A 20,570-nucleotide genomic window follows, 5' to 3' on the forward strand; every position below is an offset into this window, starting at 1 on the left:
CGGCTTAGACTTAAGCTAACCGAAGTTTATTCGACCTGCTAAGTACGCTTGGGTGGTACAGAACCACTTTTGCAATTAGGGTTTTTCCCGTAGCCAGATCTGCGATAGCGTGGACACAACTCCATATGGATTGCTCAGGCGTTTTCAGTCGCAACCAAGCGACGCGGAGGCGTGGCATCAGCTTATCGAAATCTATCGCCCATGGTTGTTAGGTTGGCTGCGCAACGAAGCGATCCCTCTTTCAGACGCTGAAGACATCGTCCAAGACGTGCTCGTCGTGCTTTTTAATCAGTTGCCCAATTTCCGTCACAATGGGAACGCAGGTGCGTTTCGTACTTGGCTGCGTGGAATCGTGGTCAATCGGCTGCGAGTGCGCTGGCGTGAACAGCGACAGACGGTAGCGTGGCCTGATAAATTCGATGATCGCATGGCGCAGCTAGAAGACCCCAGCAGCGAGCTCAGCCAGTTATGGGAACGAGAGCATGACCGTTTTGTACTGCAAAAGTTGCTAAGCTACATTGCTGCTGATTTTGAAACGCGATCATGGCAAGCGTTTCGGGCTTTTGTGTTAGAAAAAAAATCGGCAGCGCAAGTTGCTCAGGAGTTTGGACTCACCGAAGGTGCAGTATTCACGATCAAATCTAGGGTCTTAAAACGCTTGCGAGAAGCAGCCAAAGAGATCTTTCCCGATGGATAATTACGGGTTTTCATGCTACTGCCTTAAAAAGGGACTTTTTTGTGTAAGGTTCTGAAGGTTTTCTGCCTTCCGACGGTCAGAGAAATTAGGCTCAGGAGCAGGTCGCCTTGCTAATATGCGGCGACTTGGAAACGAGAAACCATAATAGGATTGCGTACCTTACGAATCACGGGCTAGCCCGTTCAAGCTTTATGCAAAACCTAACTAGCAATCATCCCGATTTCGAAGAATTGCGAGCCTTTATCAGTGGGCGTATCGTCGATTCGACGTTATCGGCAGCAATTGAATCGCACATCGAATCTTGTGTGATTTGCTGCAAGAATTTGGAAAAGATGGGCGGGGATACGTTTGAAGAACTTGTATCCAACCCTTCAACTTTGAATTCACCTCGAGCCCTTTCAAGTATTCCGAGCTCACTAGTTCTGCCGCGCGACTTTTTAGCAGACTTGGAACAACATGGCCGTTATGAGATTCTTGGTCAACTGGGAGCCGGGAGCAATGGTGTTGTTTACAAAGCGCGTCACAGGCTGATGGATCGGATTGTCGCGTTGAAGGTTTTTGAATCGCAATTGTTGCCTAATGAAGTAACAATGGACTCTTTCGAACGAGAGGTGCGTGCGGCAGCGAGACTGTCGCATCCGAACATCGTTACTTCTTATGACGCTGAGCGGGTTGGCAGCAAAATGGTTCTAGCGATGGAGTGGGTTGAAGGTGAGACGCTAAGTCAACTCGTTCGACGCGTTGGTCCAGTGGAACCGGAAGCTGCATGCAATTACATTTTGCAGGCGGCCAAGGGACTCAGCCACGCTCATCTCCAATCTATGGTGCATCGCGACATCAAGCCGTCAAACATCATGCTAACTCCAAGCGGTCAAATCAAAATTCTCGACTTCGGACTTGCTCGAGTTGGCATCGATCTTAGCCGTGCAAATGCGAAAAACCTGGGAGGAGCATTGGTTGGTACGCCGTGCTACATGGCACCCGAACAAACAACTGTTCCAGATGCTGTGGATATTCGCGCGGATCTCTTCAGCTTAGGTTGTACATTTCATTTTTTGCTGGTTGGGAAATCGCCGCTTTCTTGGAACCCTTGGTCAGTGCTTGCATCTGCCAACCGAACCGAAACGGCGCCGAGTGATGACGTTTCAAAACAGATTCCTAACTATTTGTCGCTCATTTTGACTTGCCTACTCGCTCGGTCGCCAGAAGATCGATTCGCGACGCCAAATGACCTGATCGCAGTACTTAAAAAGATCGTTGCAACAAAATTTAAGCAGGAACCATCCGCTTCAATGAAGAATCCACGAACGGCGAGCGGCGGCAAGTCTTTCTTGAAAGAACACCGAGGAATTTCGATCTGCATCTTAGTTGGGATAATTTGCATCGCGGCGATGTTCACGGTGATCATTCTAATCCGCAGCCGACTTGCCTAGCATCTCTCCAAGTCTACTACCTCCCGGCGAAATCACCGATGAAAGCATGTCAACAGTTGTATTCTTGCACTGCTAGCTGAGATCTCCGTTATCAGGTGGACTCATTTAGTTTTCAGAAAACCTCAACTTTTCTGTTAGGTTTTCTCCTTTTTGCGCATTCTGACGACACAACAGAGATTGCAACCGCAATGATCTTGTTAGCTTTGTGTTTACCAAGCGGCACTCAGTTTGGAGAAGTCCCTTTCCCCGATGACGCAGCCACCAGATTCGCCGAGCTCGAAGTTACTAGAAATCGTGACGCACTGGGATTTCGTTGCGCTTCCTCGTGAACAACAGCGTTTTGAGTTGCTCAATCAAATCGTTCTGTTCAGCCGCGCGGAGGCTGCCTGTTGGCGATGGGGCAGAGGGAGTTGGTCTGACGAACCACTGATCAGCTCTGTAAAGCTGACGATGCCAGATGAAACAGAGGTGGAGACTCGAATCGAAAAGCTGATCAATCATCCAGAAACAGACCAATTGTTGCGCGCCCCTATACGCGAGCGATTGCGGACTCAAGCCCACGTGGCATTGTCCAGGTCTTCCGTATGGTCGGACGCCGCGTGGTTCGACAATCCGATCGACATGAACGAATGGGCGACTTCCGGTTTTGGGGACTGGATTGTTGGCGTCCATCAGTTTGAGAGTTCATGTTGGACAGAGATTTCGCTGTTAAAGTCTTCCGAGTCCGATCGATTTGATGAAGCATCCGTCGCTCTTGTCAGCGCTGCGATCCGTTATATTGGATGGCTAAGACCGCGAGATTGCGGTGCGGCGGCTTTAACGATGCAGAGTGGTTTAGGCAAGCGACAACGAGCCGTAATGACTCTCTTGCTCGACGGGCTTCCCCGAAAAGAGATCGCATTGCGATTGGGGTTGAGCCCCCACACTGTCGACGATCATTGCAAAAAGATTTACACGCGATTTCAGGTAAATTCGGCCACGGAATTGGCAGCTCGATTTTTGAGATCTTTTTAAACCCCCTATTTCAGGGGATTGGTTTTTTGTTCACCACCAATCAAATTGACATCACCGTTCCGCTCAACGAATCCTGCCTTTCGGATGCTCCTGAATCCGAGCCTGCCACCCGCCTTGCCCTGCTGACACCAGGATCTTGAATGGACCGTTGCTCCCAAGTTGTAGCACTTGAGTTTCAGTTGACAGTTAGGTCCCCCCATGCGCGCCCGTCTTTCACTCCCCCGAACCCTGTCAAGAAAACTGCGACGTTTACAAATAATTGCAAGCTGGAAACGTGATCAGTTTCGCAGACTTTTTCGTCAAGGCTATCGGAAACTTCAGTTCGAAACGCTCGGCAGCCGGCAGTTGATGGCGGTAAACATCGCTGCCATTCGGCCTGACCTTGGCGACCCGAATGATCTGTTGAGCTTCTACTTAGACACTCAGCCATTGACAGGACCTCGCGATGAATTCCAAGAGATTGATTTTCACTACGGTTTTAGTTCCACGTCGATTGGCGGTTCAGGCGTAGACGATCGCGCACTGGCCGGGGACCTCAGCGGCACGGGCTTTGACCAAGCGATCGTAACGCGGGATTTCGCGGGAGCGTTGCAATGGTTAGGTGACACTGATCGCGATACTGATCAAGAGTATCTCTTTAGATTCGGTTTGGCAGGATTTACATCACTGATTGCCGACATGAATGGCGACGGTGTGGATGATGTGGTAGCCGTCGACACATCAACGGTTAGTGGACTGAATGAGTGGTATGTTCATTATGGAGTGCCAGGAGCAAGTCCATATCCGAGCAATGATTCGACACTAACCACTAACGCGACTTTTTCATTCGGTTTGAATGGTGACATACCGCTCGTAGGCGATATCAATGGTGATGGTCGGGCCGATGTTATATCCGTGCGCGATGACGGGTCGCTGTACGATTGGTATGTTAGCAATGCGGTAGCAGGACCGACGCCGTATCCCAATAACACCGCGACCGTACTTGGTCTCAGTAACACGATCAACAACTACGGATCTAACACCACTATCCCTATTATCGGCAACTGGGACAACGATGGTGATGACAACATTGGCATGATCGATGAGTCAACAACGCCATCGACTTGGTATTTGGATACTAACGGTGGCGGCGCGGCAGAGATCACTTTGCAATATGGCTTAGCCGGTGATCAGTACATCGTTGGCCAATGGGCGGATGTCGCTTGGCAAGGCAACATCAGTCAAGCTTGGGACAATGCTGCGAACTGGAGTGGTGGGGTAGTACCAGCACCCACGGACAAAGTCGTCATTGATCAGCCAACTAGCTCAGCCACAATCACGCTTTCCAGCATTGCTGCCAACAGCGGCGAACTGGCAAGTCGAGAAGCGATCAATATCATCGGTGGGACGATGACCATTACCCAGCCCTCGGCCGTCAATGCGGCGGTTGCAGTCAGCGGTGGCAGCTTGCGTCTGGACGCCAGCTTGCAGCCTGCCTCACTGTCGATGTCGGCTGGTTCGATGATACTGAATAGCAACAATCCACTGCCGAATCTCGTCCCGGTCAACGTCTCCGGTGGAAGCTTGTCTGCCTTAACCGCGCCGCGAACGTTTCCAAACAACTTGGTCCTCAGTGGCACCTTGAACACAAATAGTAATAACGACATTACGTTGAGCGGTATCGTGAGTGGTACTGCTGGCATTACCAAGTTGGGCAATCACCGACTCACATTGACGGGAGCGAACACATACGACGGAGTCACGACTCTGCAATTGGGGACGCTCGCCGTTTCTGGGGCAGGCACATTGGGCAGCACGGTTGGCGGAACGATCGTCACGGGCAATGGAGGATTCGATCAAGTCATTTTGAATTTGGATTCGGGAGTCATTAGTAACGAAAACTTTACGTTCAACGGTTCCAACCCAATCATTCGTAGCAACGGAGCGACATTCGCTGGAGATGTTGTACTGGCTGCAGTTGGCAAGATCGGTCTGCATCCAAGCGGTGCTAGCCCATTGACGATCTCTGGTGATGTTTCTGGTTCGATCTCCGGCACCAGCGAACTGGACATCGCAACCAATGTTGTATTTTCTGGAAACAATAGTTACTCAGCCGTCAATCGAATTATTGCTAGTGGCAGTTTGACGGCTGGTTCGAACACCGGGATTTCTCCGAATTCAACTGCCGAAGTGCTGCAGGGAACATTAAATCTCAACGGATTTGATGCAAGCGTTGGGGACCTGGAAGCGCCCAGTAATGCAACGGGCACAGTTAATATCGGAACGGGCACGTTGACAATCGGTTCCAGTAACCAGTCGCTTGCGTATTTGGGCGCAATCACTGGCAATGGCAATTTGATCAAGACAGGAACTGGAACGCAGACGCTTAGCGGAACGAGCACCTTCAACGGAACGACCACAGTCGTTGGAGGAGAATTGACGGTCGATGGCACTCTTCCCGCAACGGTGTTGGTTGAAACCGGAGCGGTTTTGAGCGGTAGCGGCACGGTTGGCGCGACTATGATTCAAAGCGGCGGTACAGCGAGTCCCGGCAATAGTCCAGGGATCTTGAGCACTGGCGACTTCAATCTTGCCGCTGGGGCAACTCTTGAGATCGAGATCGGCGGTTTGGGAGCCAACGCTGGTGTCGATTACGACCAGATCGATGTAACTGGAACAGTGACACTTGCGGGCGTTCTCGATGTCCTGCGCTACAGCGATTTTTCATTTGGGCAAAGCTATACGATCATCAACAACGATGGAGTCGATGCTGTCGTTGGCACTTTTAATGGTTTGGGCGAAGGGGCAACGGTCCAAATTGGTGACAACGGTTTCTTCACGATAAGTTACGTTGGCGGGACTGGCAACGATGTCGTGCTAGCGTCGATCAGCGGCATGCGTCAAGTGGACTCGACGGCCAACAGCGGGGCCGGTTCGCTGCGCCAAGCGATCGAGGATGCGAACTCAGGTACTGGGCCAGACGTGATCACCTTCGGCTTCACCGGTCCTGGGCCACACGTGATCGCGCCGTTGGGTGCCCTGCCAGATATCAGCGAAACGATCATTATTGACGGTACTGCTTTGCCTGGTTACGCGGGTGTCCCGTTAATTGAGCTGGACGGTAGCAACATTGTCGCGCCGACCAATGGATTACAGATCAACGCAGCGAACTCAATTGTCCGAGGGTTGTCGATCGTCGACTGGTCGTTCGCCGGTGTGATTGTCAACAGCAACAATGTCAAAATTCAATCGAACTACATTGGTGTGCGAGCCGACGGTTCGAGCGCTGGAAACGCCAGTGGCGGTGTGTGGATTTACATCGGTGACAACAGCTTTATTGGTACCGATGGCGATGGAGTGAACGATGCCAATGAAGGCAACGTCATTAGCGGCAATACTTCGGTGGGCGTCTATCTGCAAAGCGGTTCGGAAGACAACACGATCGCGGGCAACATCATCGGGCTGAATCCTGCGGGAACCGCGGCACTGGGGACTCAGCAGTACGGCATTTGGCTGTTTGATAACTTGGTTACAGGTACCATTATCGGTACCGATGGCGACGGCGTGATCGATGCTCTTGAGCGAAACATCATCTCGGGTAACAGCGACTTGGGTATTCGCATCGATGGTGCTGACAATTCGATCATCGCTGGGAACATCATCGGGCTCAACGCGGCCGGTACCGCTGCAATTGCTGGCGGACAAGCTGGTATCTCGCTGGGTGATGGCACTGCGAATACGCGAATCGGTTCGGATGCGAATGGAACATCCGATACTCTTGAGCGAAACATCATCGGCGGCAGCGTCGCGAACCCCAGTGGCAACAATTACGGGATCGCACTTACTGGTTCTGGTACGATCAACAACGTGGTCGCGGGTAATTACATCGGCTTGGCTGCAGATGGCGATACCGTCATCCCCAATGTGGTGGGAGTGCAGTTGACTAATATCTTCGTCGGAGAAAACACGATTGGTGGAACTTCCATTGCCAGCCGCAATATGATCAGCGGTAACACGGGCAGCGGGATCCAAATGAATGCGGCACCCGGTACGCTTGTCGTGGGCAACTATATAGGGACCGATGCCACGGGAACTCTGCCCCGAGGCAACTTGCGAGGCGTCTTCAGTCAAAACAACGCCTTTGGAACCGTCGGTGGTCCGCTGGCTGGGCAAGGAAACTTGATATCTGGTAACACCAATTTTCAAGTCGATAGCAGCAACGGAGCGGCAGGTGGTTTAATTCAAGGCAACATCATCGGCTTGAACGCGGCTGGGGATGCGTTGATCGCAGGTGGCACCGCAGGCATCTCTAGTACCGTTGGCTCGCGGACTGGTTTGCAGATCCTGGACAACACGGTCGCTGGCTATGCCATCAACATCGATGTGAACGCAAGCGACTTTGTCATTCAAGGCAATCGGATTGGGACGGACGTCACAGGGCTGGTTCCGCTGGGCGGCGCCATCGGCATCAACATCGCTAGCGGTGCCGCGAACACTCAAATCGGTGGCTTTACTGCGACCCCTGGAACGGGACCTGGCAACGTGATTGCTGGGACAACATCACGCGGGATTGCGCTGACTTCATCGGCTGGCAATGGAACGCTGATTCGTGGCAACATCATTGGACTGGCTGCCGATGGTGTTACGGATATTACGATTGGTGGCGAAGGTATTCGCGTGACTGGTGGTTTGAATGCGATCATCGGTGGTGACGATGCTGCCGACGGAAACGTCGATGGCGTGATCGAAGCACGCAATATCATCTCAGGCTTTGGCGCGACGAACCAGGCGGGTATCGGCTTCAGCACCAGCGGTTCGAATCTGAATACGACCATTCAAGGCAACTATATCGGGACAGATATAACTGGGACACTGGCTCGCGGCAATTATACGGGAGTCGCGATTGGAAATGCCCCCGGGACGATCGTTGGAGGAACGACTACGGGTGCAGGTAATCTCATCTCCGGAAATGCTCAGCAAGGCGTGTATGTCTTTACCAATGGTGCATCAACGATTCAGGGCAACATCATTGGCCTGGATGCTGCAGGTGAAGCAATGCTGGCCAACAATCTGGGTATCCAACTAACAACTTCGAATAACGTGGTTGGTGGCACCGACCCTGCTGCCCGCAATGTTATTAGCGGCAACAACACGGGCGTCGAGATTTCAGGAAGTACTACCACATCTAACACTATTCACGGTAACTATATCGGCACAAATGCCGACGGAACTGCGGCAGTAGCAAACACGACAGGGGTGCTCATCAGTGACGGAGCGACCAACACGCAGATCGGCGGAACGGCGAGTGGATCGCGCAACATCATCAGCGGAAATACCGGCAACGGAATTGAAATCACCGGAGTGACAACGACACTCGTCACGGTTGCCGGCAATTACATCGGAACGGACGCCAGCGGTACAAGTGCCTTAGGAAGCCAACCGTTTGGCGTTGGAGTCAACGGAGCAAGCAGCGTGACGATCGGCGGCGACACGGCAGACGCTCGCAATGTGATCTCAGGAAACGTCAGTGGCGTTGGGTTCTATTCCGTCCCCGGTGACGGCAGTAAGGTTCAGGGCAACTATATTGGGCTGGATGCGACCGGACTGAACGCGCTTCCTAATACGAACACTGGCATCACCAACACCGGTCACACCAATCTGATCATCGGTGTGGATGACGATGGGATCGGTGACGCGGGCGAAGGGAATGTTATTAGCAGTAATTTCAATAACATTTCGCTTTCCGCCACTTCCGTCGGAACGATCATCGCCGGGAATATCATCGGTTTGGATAAGGATGGTGATGTTGGTTTTGTGAGCGGTAATACAGGCATTCGAGTCCAGGGCGACAACCACCGCATCGGCACCGACGGAGACGGTGTCAGCGACATTCTGGAACGCAATATCATTTCCGGCGGCAAGGGTATTTTCTTTGGTGATGACTCGGTCGGTGTGACGATCGCGGGAAACTACATCGGCACGGATATTACGGGAACGCAAAACCGCGGGAATAGTAGCGGTATCACCACACTCGCTCCGAACGTTCCAGTCGGCACGATCATTGGCACGAACTCGGACGGCAATGGCGATTCCGTCGAGGGCAACTTGATCAGCGGCAGCACAACCGGGATTGCGTTCACGGGCATCGACACAATCATCGCGGGCAATCGAATCGGGACCACGGCCGACGGAAGTGCTGCACTGGCCAACGGCACTGGGATCAGTCTAACCAACGGCTCGAACGCAACGATTGGCGGTACGACAGAGGTAGCTCGAAACGTGATCTCGGGGAATTCCGCAGGAGTCGTGATCAACGGGACTGCGGGAATCGACATCATCGGCAACTTTGTCGGGACCAACGCGGCAGGCACTGCGGCCGTCGCTAATGGTTCGGGCATACAAATCTTCTCCAACGCGACGAATGCGTATGTGGGCACCGACGGCGATGGGGTCAATGATGCGCTGGAAGGCAACTTGATCAGCGGTAATGGAAATGGTGTTCTACTGAACGCCGGGGTGTTGGCAGGCAACTTGATCGGCACCGACGTGACCGGTTTGCTGGCGATTGGCAATACGAACGTGGGAGTCGGGGCTGGTGCCGGCACAATCGTTGGTACCAACAGCGATGGAGTCTCCGACGCACTCGAGCGTAACGTGATCAGCGGCAATTCGGGCGCTAGTGTGCAGGGTGTCAGCATCACTGGGAACGGAGCGATCGTGGCCGGCAACCTGATCGGTCTGGGGATCGATGGCACGACGCCGTTGGGAAACCGCATCGGCGTGCGAATCAACAGCAGTTCAGGTTCGCTGGTCGGATCGAACCTGGATGGGACTCGTGATGACATCGAAGCCAACATCATCAGCAGCAATCTTTTGTACGGGGTTCAAACAGTAAGCGGCGGCTATACGATCGCGGGTAATTATATCGGCACCGATGTTTCGGGGACTTTGGCGCGAGGAAATCTCAGCAACGGCATCATTCATCACAGTGGTGCGACGGATGGCACGATCATCGGCAACGTGATCGCTGATAGCCCGACAGGCATCAGTGTCGGTCAACTCACCTCCGGCAGCGATGTCACGATTCAAGGCAACTGGATCGGCACGGACAAATCGGTAACGATGGATCTGGGGAACAGTGGTGTCGGAGTCAGTGCCAGCGGTGGCACCGGCAGCAGTGTGAGCGTCGGCGGTGCCGGAGTTGGCGAAGGTAACATCATTGCCTTCAATGGCATTGGTGTCACGGTTGAGTCTGATGTTACCACGACGGTCAGCGGCAATCAGATTCACGACAACACGACGGGTGTCAGCCTGTTCGGCGGCGCTCACGACAATATCATTGGCGGCACCAACGCCGGTGCACGTAACATCATCAGCGGCAACAGCACAGGCATCCAGATTACCGGAGGTACTACCACCTCCAACACCATTCAAGGCAACTTCATTGGGACCGATCCCACAGGCTTGCTTGATCGTGGCAATGGCACTGGTATCCAAATCGTGTCTGCTGTCGGGACGACTATTGGCGGCGCTATCGCCGGCGCCGGCAACGTCATTTCGGGCAATGACACTGGCGTGTTGATCGAATCGTTAACCGCCGATCCGACTTCGACATTGATCGCTGGCAACTACATCGGGGTCGACGCGACGGGAGCTGGAGCGCTGGGCAATGAATTTGATGGGCTTGATATCCGGACAGCAGGCAATACTGTCGGCGGCACTGATCCACTTGCAAGAAACATCATCTCGGGCAATGGACAACGCGGCATTGTGATTAGTGGAATCAACGCGGTCGGCAATACAGTTGCCGGTAACTATGTGGGAACGGACATATCGGGAACACTTGCCATTGGCAATGGTAGTACAGGGGTATTTGTTGGAACTGGCGCTGCAAGTAACGTGATCGGAGGGACTTCGATCGGTCATCGAAACTTAATCAGCGGTAACGTCGATTCAGGTATCCAAATCGATTCGAATAATAACACGGTCCAAGGTAATTACGTTGGCGTAAACGCACAGGGAAACCAAGCGTTGTCTAATCAAGGGCGTGGGATTTTCATTCAGGGGGCAGGTAACGTAATTGGTGGTTTGGATTCGACCTCTCGGAACATCGTTTCAGGCAACTGGATTCAAGGCATTGAGCTCCTTAACTCGGGTACTACCTTAAACACGATTCAAGGCAACTTTATTGGTACAGATGCCGCAGGAACGTCTGCGATCGGAAATGGCGGGAACGGCTTGACTATGGGCTTTGGGGCAGCATCAAATGTCGCTTCCAACAATGTCATATCAGGTAATCAACGCGGTGTCCTGATACGTGAAGTCGGCTCGGACAATAACTGGATTTATGGCAATCTGATTGGCACTGATGCGACTGGGACCAGCCTTATCCCAAACGTAGCCGCACAGGGCGTTTTGCTGCAAAACGGCGTTCAATCTAACATCATCGGAACCAACGGCGATGGCGTTGCTGATGAAGCTGAACGGAATATTGTCTCTGGCAATTCGGGAGCGGGGATCAGTCTTTCAACTTTCATCGGGATTAGCCCGACCAGCAATACCATTGCCGGCAACTACATCGGCACAGACGTAACTGGCACCTTGGCGATGGGCAATCAAGGTTACGGGATCAGCATCGAGAATAGCTCCGCGGGCAATCAAATCGGATTGAATGTACTCCATGGCGGCAACTTGATCAGTGCGAATGCATTGGGTGGTATCCAGTACAACAGCACTCTATCCAACGAGATACTTAACAATCGAATTGGCACAGACATCACTGGCGTGTTTGATCTTGGCAATAGTGGGCCAGGGATCAGTGTTACCAACGGTTGGGCAGTGGTCGGTGGTGTAGCGGCCAATCAGTCCAATCGTATCGCATTCAACACAGCAGGAGTGGTCGTGACCGGCAGTGGTCGAGCGACCGTTCGCGGCAACGCGATCTTTGATAACGATTCCTTAGGCATCGATTTGGGCAATGATGGCGTTACTGCCAACGACAGTGGCGACGGCGATGTTGGACCCAGCGGCTTGCAAAATCATCCGACGCTTAATAACGCGACGGCTGGTGGCGCGACGCGTATCGTAGGTCAACTGGACAGCGTGCCCAGCGAATCATTTGTGATTGATTTTTATTCCTCCAACACGCTCGATGCCAGCGGTCACGGTGAAGGCCGACGTTATCTTGGTTCGACTTCCGTCAATACGAATCTAAGCGGGCTGGCTGCCTTTGATGTAACCATTCCGGCGGCCACCATTTCAGGCGAAGTGATCAGTGCGATTGCGACCGATAGCTCGGGCAGTAGCAGCGAGTTTGCTTTGTCGATAGGAGCGACCAGCAGCCTGCCACCGACGATTGCTTCCAGCGATCTGATCCTAACGGAAGTGCTTGGCGAAGACGGCTTTGGCCAACCAGTGCAAGTATTCGTGGAAGGCAGCACAGTTCGACTCGATGGTTTGTTCGATAATTCTGACACCAACAACGGCCATGATGTGACGATCGATTGGGGTGATGGAACGCCTGTCACGACGATCTTTGTGCCAAGTGCCGCTCCAGGGTTTCCAGATCCACGCGGGTTTACAGGACAGCACATTTATCGCGATGACAAACCGACCGGAGTGCCAACCGCGACTTATTCGATCACCGTCATTGTGAGCGATCGCGACGATGGAGCGACTGGTGCTGGATCAATCCAGGTCACTATCGAAAATCAAGCGCCGCAGTTCAGCGGTCCATTACAATTGGTTCCAGCGAATGGTTTTGAAGGCAGTTCGGCATCGCTGACAGGTTCGTTCGAAGACCTGGGCGATGACCAGCATACGTTGTTGATCGATTGGGGAGATGGAACCTCGGTGCAGACCGTTGTTCTGCCGCTGGGAGCAAGATCCTTGAGCGTGCCGCACTTGTTCGCCAACAATAGCGACCAAGTCACGGTGACGATTCGCGATGACGATACAGGCGAAGCTACTTTAACGCAGTCGGTGGTCATTCAGAATTTGCCGCCATCGGCATCGATTCTCGGTCCAAGCACAGGCGTGGAAGGCAGCACGTTAACCTTTAGCGCTCTCGCGACCGACCCTGGCGTGCTGGATGTGTTGACCAAAGAGTGGCTGGTGCTTAAAGATGGTGAGCCGATATTGGATGGAGTCGGCGACCAGTTCACGTTTACGCCTGTGGATAACGGAAGCTACACGATTGAACTTACCGTGCGTGATGATGAGGGAGCGACGGCCATCGCTACGCAGAGCATTGCAGTGGCTAACGCAGCACCGACGGTTCCTTTTGCAAGTCTCCAAGTACTCGACGTAAATGGCTTGCCGCTGACAAGTATTCCGGAAGCGAGCGTCTTTACACTTTCCGGTTCGATTGTTGATCCAGGTGTTGAAGACTCGCAAGTGATCGGCATTCGCTGGGGCGACGGCTCGCCGGACACCATCGTTACGGTCGATGCAGGCGTCGGCACCTTTACAGCCACGCACATCTATGCAGACGACAATCCGACCGGAAGTCCCGTCGACTCCTATCAGATTCGTGTTTCCGTGGTTGACAAAGACAGCGGCAATAGCAGCACCTTTAGCAATGTTCTGGTGGCCAACGTTGCGCCTGCCGTGCGACTGGAAGACAACGGCAGTGACGCAACGACCATTCGGCTGCGAGCAATCGTGACCGACCCATCGACGGAAGATACCTTTGTCTACAACTGGCAAGTCGGCGTACCAGTCCCACCGGGAACGGCATTTGATCAACCGACGATTGAGTTCCCCAGGCCATCGGTCAATAGCGGCACAGTGCAACTTTTCGTAACTGATGACGATGGTGGCAGCGATACTGCCACGGCGATTTTCGTGGCGGGGACGGAACTGGCTGATGCGATCACGATTGATCCTGCACCGCAGGCAGGCGAAGTGACCATTACGGTGCAGACAGGTGCGTCGGTCGTCTCCCAAGATTTGCCTATTGCCGACGTAGTCATCGTTGCCGCGGCCGGCAACAGCGACACCATTACGATCAATCCTGTGCTCAGCTTAAATGCCTATATCGACGCAGGCGATGGGGACGACACCATCAATGCGTCCAGCGGCGATGATGTTTTGATCGGCGGTCCAGGCAGCGATGTGATCTTTGCCGGCGAGGGAGACAATCTTGTTGACGTCAGCGAGGGCGACGATATCGCCGTCACGGGATCAGGCGACGACGTGGTTCGCATCTGGGGTTTCAGCAACAAGACGCTGACTGACCTGGGAGGCACCGACACGTTGGACTTCAGTGGTGTAACAACCGCGTCCAGTGATGTCGCTGATGGAGTCACGTTGGACTTGAGTTTGAGTTCAGGCGAAGTTCAAACGGTACGAACCGGTGGTACGGTCTCATTGCAAGGAAGTTTTGAGAATGCGATCGGCACTCCGTTCAAAGATGTTTTCACGGGTAGCGCTGAAGACAATCTGATCTTCGGCGGGTTGGGCAATGACACCGTGTATTCGGGTGGTGGCAATGATTCGTTAGGTGGCGGTGATGGCAATGACTTGATCTTCGGAGGATCATTTGGCAACACGACGGTGGACGGTGGCGGAGGTGACGATTCAATTACCAGTGGTGGTGGTAACGATCTGATTTTTGGCGGCTTCGGCAATGACTCCATCAGTTCCGGCGGCGGCAGTGAATCGATCGATGGCGGCGAAGGCAACGATTTAATTTTCGGCAGTTTTGGTCAAGACACGATCTATGGCGGCGGTGGAAGCGATTCGATTATTGGCGGCAGCGGCAACGATTTGATCTTCGGAGGCTACGGTGAAGATACGATTTCTGCCGGCAGTGGGAACGAATCAATTGAAGGTGGCGAAGGCAATGACTTAATCTTCGGCGGATACGGCGGAAGTAGCAGCACGATCAGTGGTGGAAGCGGTAACGATTCGATCGTCGGCGGTAATGGTAACGATCTCATCTTCGGCGGCTTTGGCGATGATTCGATTGCCTCAGGCGAAGGGGACCAATCAATTGGCGGTGGCGAAGGCAACGACTTGATTTTTGGTGGGATCGGCGGATCTAGCACAATTGATGGCGGCGGCGGCAATGATTCGATCATCGGTGGAAATGGAAACGACCTGATCTTTGGTGGCTTTGGCGATGATACGATTCAATCAGGCAGCGGAGATCAGTCGATCAACGGTGGCAGCGGTAACGACCTGATCTTCGGAGGTTCTTTCGGCGGCAGCGATACGATCGATGGTGGTTATGGCGATGATTCAATATCGGGCGGGAATGGTAACGATTTGATCTTTGGCGGTTATGGCAACGACACGGTGCAGGGGGGAAGTGGAACTTCGACAATTGTCGGCGGCGACGGCAATGACATGATCTTTGGAGGAACCGGCAGCAGCACTATCGAAGGCGGCAGTGGCAATGACTCGATTGTCGGCAGCAGCGGCAATGACCTGATTTTCGGCGGGTTTGACAACGATACGATCTACTCCGGTGGCGGAAACTCTTCAATCGATGGTGGCAGCGGAAATGATTTAATCTTCGGCGGTTCTTACGGCATTAGCACAATTGTCGCGGGCACTGGAAATGATTCGATTGTTGGTGGTGGCGGTAATGACTTAATCTTCGGCGGTTATGGCAACGATACGATTTCAGGTAGCACCGGCAACGAGACAATCGTCGGCGGTGAAGGGAACGATTTGATCTTCGGTGGCTACGGAAACAGCACGATTGACGGTGGCAGTGGCAATGACTCGATCGTTGGCAGCGGCGGGAACGACCTGATCTTCGGCGGATTTGGCGATGATACGATCAACTCCGGCGGAGGCAATGAATCGATCGACGGTGGAAGTGGCAACGACTTGATCTTTGGCGGCACTTCAGGTTCATCGACGCTCAACGGCGGCAATGGAAATGATTCGATCGTCGGCGGCCAAGGCAATGATTTTATCTTCGGAGGTTTCGGGAACGACACGATCATTGCTGGCAGCGGCAATGAATCGATCAACGGCAGCGAGGGTAACGACTTAATCTTTGGCGGTTACGGCAACAGCACGCTCGATGGCGGCAGTGGCAATGATTCGATCATCGGCAGCAGCGGCAATGATTTAATCTACGGTGGATTTGGCGAGGACACGATCTACGCTGGGACCGGCAACGAATCGATCGATGGCGGAGATGGAAACGATCTGATTTTCGGTGGTTACATTGGAAGCAGCACAATCGATGGCGGTAGTGGTAATGATTCAATTGTTGGCAGCGAAGGCAACGACCTGATCTTCGGTGGTTATGGCAACGATTCGATTATCCGTGGCAGCGGTAATGAATCGATCGACGGCAGTGACGGCAACGATCTAATCTTCGGCGGCTACGGCGGCAACAGTACGCTCAGCGGTGGCAACGGAGATGATTCGATTACCGGCGGCAGCGGTAACGATCTGATCTTTGGCGGTTTTGGCAACGACACTATTGGCGGCGGTAGCGGGAACGCGACATTGACTGGCGGTGAAGGCAACGACATGATCTTTGGCGCAGCCGATGCGGACATAACGTTGACCGCGACAACGCTGAGTGTTGGGGCGTTGAGCTTCTCCATTGCGGAGTTTGAACGTGGGCTCTTAATTGGTGGCAATTCAGGCAATACGCTGGACGCATCGGCGAGTCCTTTCCCGGTCAAACTAGTTGGCGGAAGCGGCGATGATAACTTAATCGGCAGTCCAACTGGCTCACGATTTGAACCCGGCAGTGGTAATGACACGATGGTTGGTGGAGCGGGGCCCGACACGTATCGCTTTACCAATTTCGATTCAGGTACCAAGACCATCACCGATACCAGCGGCGAAGACACGCTCGACTTCCGAGGCTTCTTTGCTCCGGTTGAAGTTGATCTTGCACTCAGCACCACGCAACATGTGGGCGGGTTCTTGCAAATGACGATCCCAACCAACTTGGAGAATGTTTATGGCACAGACTTTGATGATGAGCTGCTCGGGAATGAACTGAATAACAAGCTGTATGGCTTGGCTGGTAGCGATTACTTGGAAGGCCGCGATGGCGACGATATTCTGCAAGCAGGTTTGCGCCGCACAGTCTTCTTGGACTTTGATTCGGCGACCGAAGCTGGGGAATATCAATACAGTCAAGTAGAACGCGACGCGATTCAAGCGCGGATTGAACAAGACTATGCGCCGTTCGATATCGAGTTCACGCAGTCCTTGCCAGCCACAGATGAATATGTCTCGATCATTTTCAACGCGGCGGTTTACTTGCCTAACTCGCGATTTGTCTTAGGTGGAATCAGCAATCGCGTTGGTTGGCGCGAACTTTCAGTCGAGGACTTTGTGCAAGTCGACGTCAACGGCTTCTTTGGCACGGGTGTAAATCAGTTACCTCCTACCAGTGAGAACTATATCGCGCTTTCCAGCACGATTGCTGCTCACGAGCTTGGGCATACCTACGGTTTGCGGCACCAAGATGCATTCGGCCCTCCAGGCAGCGGTGTGTTCGCGGGGCTTGATAACGCGGGTCGTTATCGTCCGGTTTACACGGGGCCAGCGGCAGCGGAAGAAACGCGACTGCACTTGATGTCATCACCTGCCTCGATTGGCACGTCATTGGTTGATGCGCTGGGTAATCCATTCTTTGGAGAACGGGAGGCCCTGAAGCTGGCGTTTGCGGAAAATGGTCGCGTAGTTTCCGAAGCGGCGACGCGAGTGTTGCATGCCGTTTCTGGCACGATCGATTTGGGCGAACTACCTTACTTGACTGTCCCCAATACGGTAGTGCAAGGCGTGAATGCTGGAACAGAGTTATCTGCAGCGGCGATCAGTATTCAAGGGCGAATCGATTTGACGACTGCTGGAGTTAGCGAAAGCGATCGCTACACGTTCATCGGCCGCGGTAAAGAAGTAGTGACTATCGAAGTGCTTAGCCAAGTCCTTCGACATCGCGTCTTCAATCCGATCGACTCGATTGTTCGCGTCTATGACGAGAACGGAAACAAGGTCGCATACTATACAAGCAACTTGGGTGCGTTCAACGATGATCAGTTCGAGCCGACCGATTCGACTTTGCTGGATTTGGTTTTGCCCGGTGCGATCGGCCAAGTGCAGACGTTTACGATTGAGGTCGATACGTTCAGCTTCCATCATCCAGAGATTGCAAGTTATCTCGGCGGATTCGATATCGCGGGCTTCTGCTCGGCCAATCCTCTGCATATCGCTTGTGCGGATAATGACACTGGAGATTATGAGCTGTTCATCTATCGCTTCGATGGTACGATCGCTCAACCGGCGACGGCCGATACGCTCAGCGGTGGCTCGGGAGCCGACACGTATTTTGGTAACTCAGCCAAAGAGTTGTTACTGGGCTTCAACCCGGCCAATGGTGACGTTTTGTTCGACAGCTCTGGCGGTGGATTCTTCTCCAATGAGCCGCCGGTGCTGGATTTGATTGCTGACCAAACCGTTTCGGAAGGCAGCACGCTGATTTTCGTAGCCAATGCGACGGATGCCGATAGCGTAAACCTATTGTGGAGTCTTGAGCCGGTTAATGGCCAGCCGTTCCCCGCGAGTGCGTCGATCGATCCGGTCACAGGCGAGTTCAGCTTTACCGGGTTGGACGATGCTGAATATCAAGTTCGCATCCGAGTCGTCGATGCTTCGGGGCTGTTCGATAGTCAGATCGTATCCATTTTCGTTACGAACGTCGCTCCAACGGCAGCAATGGAGAACACTGGGCCGATCGATGAAGGTTCATCGGTAACGGTAAGCTTGGTCAACCGCTCGGATGCATCAACCGTTGATGTCGCGACACTCAAGTACTCGTTTGCATTGAGTTCAGCGGGATTGACATTGGACTATGCAAATGCGAGCGAAGAAGCATCTGCCGAGTTCAGTTTCAGCGATAACGGTAGTTACGTTGTCTACGGTCGCATCATCGATAAAGACGGCGACTACACGGATTACACCACGACTGTTGTGGTCAATAATGTGGCTCCAACGGTTGAGGCTGGAAACGCGCAAACCGTCATCGAAGGGACGCAAATAACTCTTGTCGGCAGCTATAGTGATCCAGGCATTAGTGATACACATTTACTACAGTGGCAAGTAGTCAACAGCGCAAATCAAGTTGTTGCCACTGGAACTGGGCCTTCGCTTCAATTTACTCCGAGTGATAACGGAACGTATTTAGCGACGTTTACCGTCACCGACAACGACAATGGATTAGGTACTGATACTGTTTCAATTTTAGTCAACAATGCGCCACCAGTTGTCACGTCTTACAGCGTCACGGCGGTCGGAACCGCTGGCCAAGTGTCACTGACTGCAAGCTTCACAGACGCGGGTAGTTTGGATACTCATACTGCGACTATCAATTGGGGCGATGGTGTCGTCGAAACATTAGCTGTAACACAGTTGAGCGGTGGAGGTAGCATCGTTGGTTTGCATACTTATCCAACGAGCGGTACGTACAACGTAATCATCACGCTCCATGATGTTGACGGCGACACGGTGACCGCAACAACTTCGGTTTCAGTCGCGATCGTTCCAGTTGGCGGGACAGTCAATCTGGTTAATGGTGAACTGCAGATCGTTGGAACGAGTGGCAATGACGAGATTAGAATCTATGACTTGTTTGGAATCTTCGTTGTCTATTCAGATTTCTTGCCTGGCTTAGGAGTTCGGTTGTACTCGTCATCGAGTATTTCCAAGATTTACATTGACGCCGGGGCAGGAAACGACTTCATTGATGTCTCGTACTTTGTCACCGATCGGACTCGCATCTACGGTGGAGTCGGCAAAGATACTATTTACGGTGGATTCGGTGACGATGAGATTTATGGTGGCGACGGAAACGACTGGATCGATGCCCGCAGTGGCAACGACTTAGTGTTTGGGGAAGCAGGAAACGATACGCTCTATGGTGGAACAGGCAACGACATCATTCGGGGAGGAGACGGGAACGACCGAATCTTTGGTGATGCGGGAGATGATATACTGCTTGGAGATGCAGGAAATGACTTCTTGGATGGTGGTCATGGCCGCGACATCTTGATTGGCGGTTTAGGGGCCGACACGATCGAAGGCGATCAAGGCGAGGACATCTTGATTGGCGGCTACACCATTTACGACAATCATGACCTCGCACTAAAATCAATATTGCTAGAATGGACGTCCAATCGCAACTTTAACACGCGAGTTGCAAACATACGAGGAACGGGCTCTGGCACTCGGAACAACGGAACATATTTCCTCAAGGCTAACCAAACGGTCCTTGGCGATACTTCGATTGATACACTCAAGGGTGAAGCGAACAAAGACTGGTTTTTTAAGTCGCTTAATGATAACGTACTAGACAAGAACAGCAGCGATATAAAAGACAATTTGTTATGAGGTGCTGCCGTAATCCAGGTCGGAGCTATGCAAGTTACTCGTGCGTTAGTGTAGATCATACAACGGAATTATTC

General features: G+C 52.9%; 4 protein-coding genes. All 4 read left to right on the top strand.

The window, feature by feature from the left end:
- Positions 1-109 precede the first annotated feature (109 nt).
- Positions 110-697: an RNA polymerase sigma factor gene (locus tag SH451x_RS20110; RefSeq protein WP_479358880.1), complete on the top strand. Its 588-nt coding sequence runs from the start codon at positions 110-112 to the stop codon at positions 695-697.
- A 191-nt stretch (positions 698-888) separates the two neighbouring features.
- On the top strand, positions 889-2,130 hold the full coding sequence (locus SH451x_RS20115) for a serine/threonine protein kinase (protein ID WP_479358882.1): 1,242 nt from the start codon (positions 889-891) through the stop codon (positions 2,128-2,130).
- A 249-nt stretch (positions 2,131-2,379) separates the two neighbouring features.
- Positions 2,380-3,144: a helix-turn-helix transcriptional regulator gene (locus SH451x_RS20120; RefSeq protein ID WP_479358884.1), complete on the top strand. Its 765-nt coding sequence runs from the start codon at positions 2,380-2,382 to the stop codon at positions 3,142-3,144.
- Positions 3,145-3,342: 198 nt separating this feature from the next.
- The gene (locus SH451x_RS20125) at positions 3,343-20,496 is read left to right on the top strand and encodes a PKD domain-containing protein (protein ID WP_479358885.1); all 17,154 of its coding nucleotides are present in this window, start codon (positions 3,343-3,345) and stop codon (positions 20,494-20,496) included.
- Positions 20,497-20,570: the final 74 nt, after the last annotated feature.

This window comes from Njordella aestuarii (assembly GCF_056494165.1).

What these genes read in the sequence shown, in the direction of transcription:
- SH451x_RS20125 (WP_479358885.1), top strand. Translation starts at nt 3,343, where the DNA reads ATGCGCGCCCGTCTTTCACTCCCCCGAACCCTGTCAAGAAAACTGCGA.
- SH451x_RS20120 (WP_479358884.1), top strand. Translation starts at nt 2,380, where the DNA reads ATGACGCAGCCACCAGATTCGCCGAGCTCGAAGTTACTAGAAATCGTG.
- SH451x_RS20115 (WP_479358882.1), top strand. Translation starts at nt 889, where the DNA reads ATGCAAAACCTAACTAGCAATCATCCCGATTTCGAAGAATTGCGAGCC.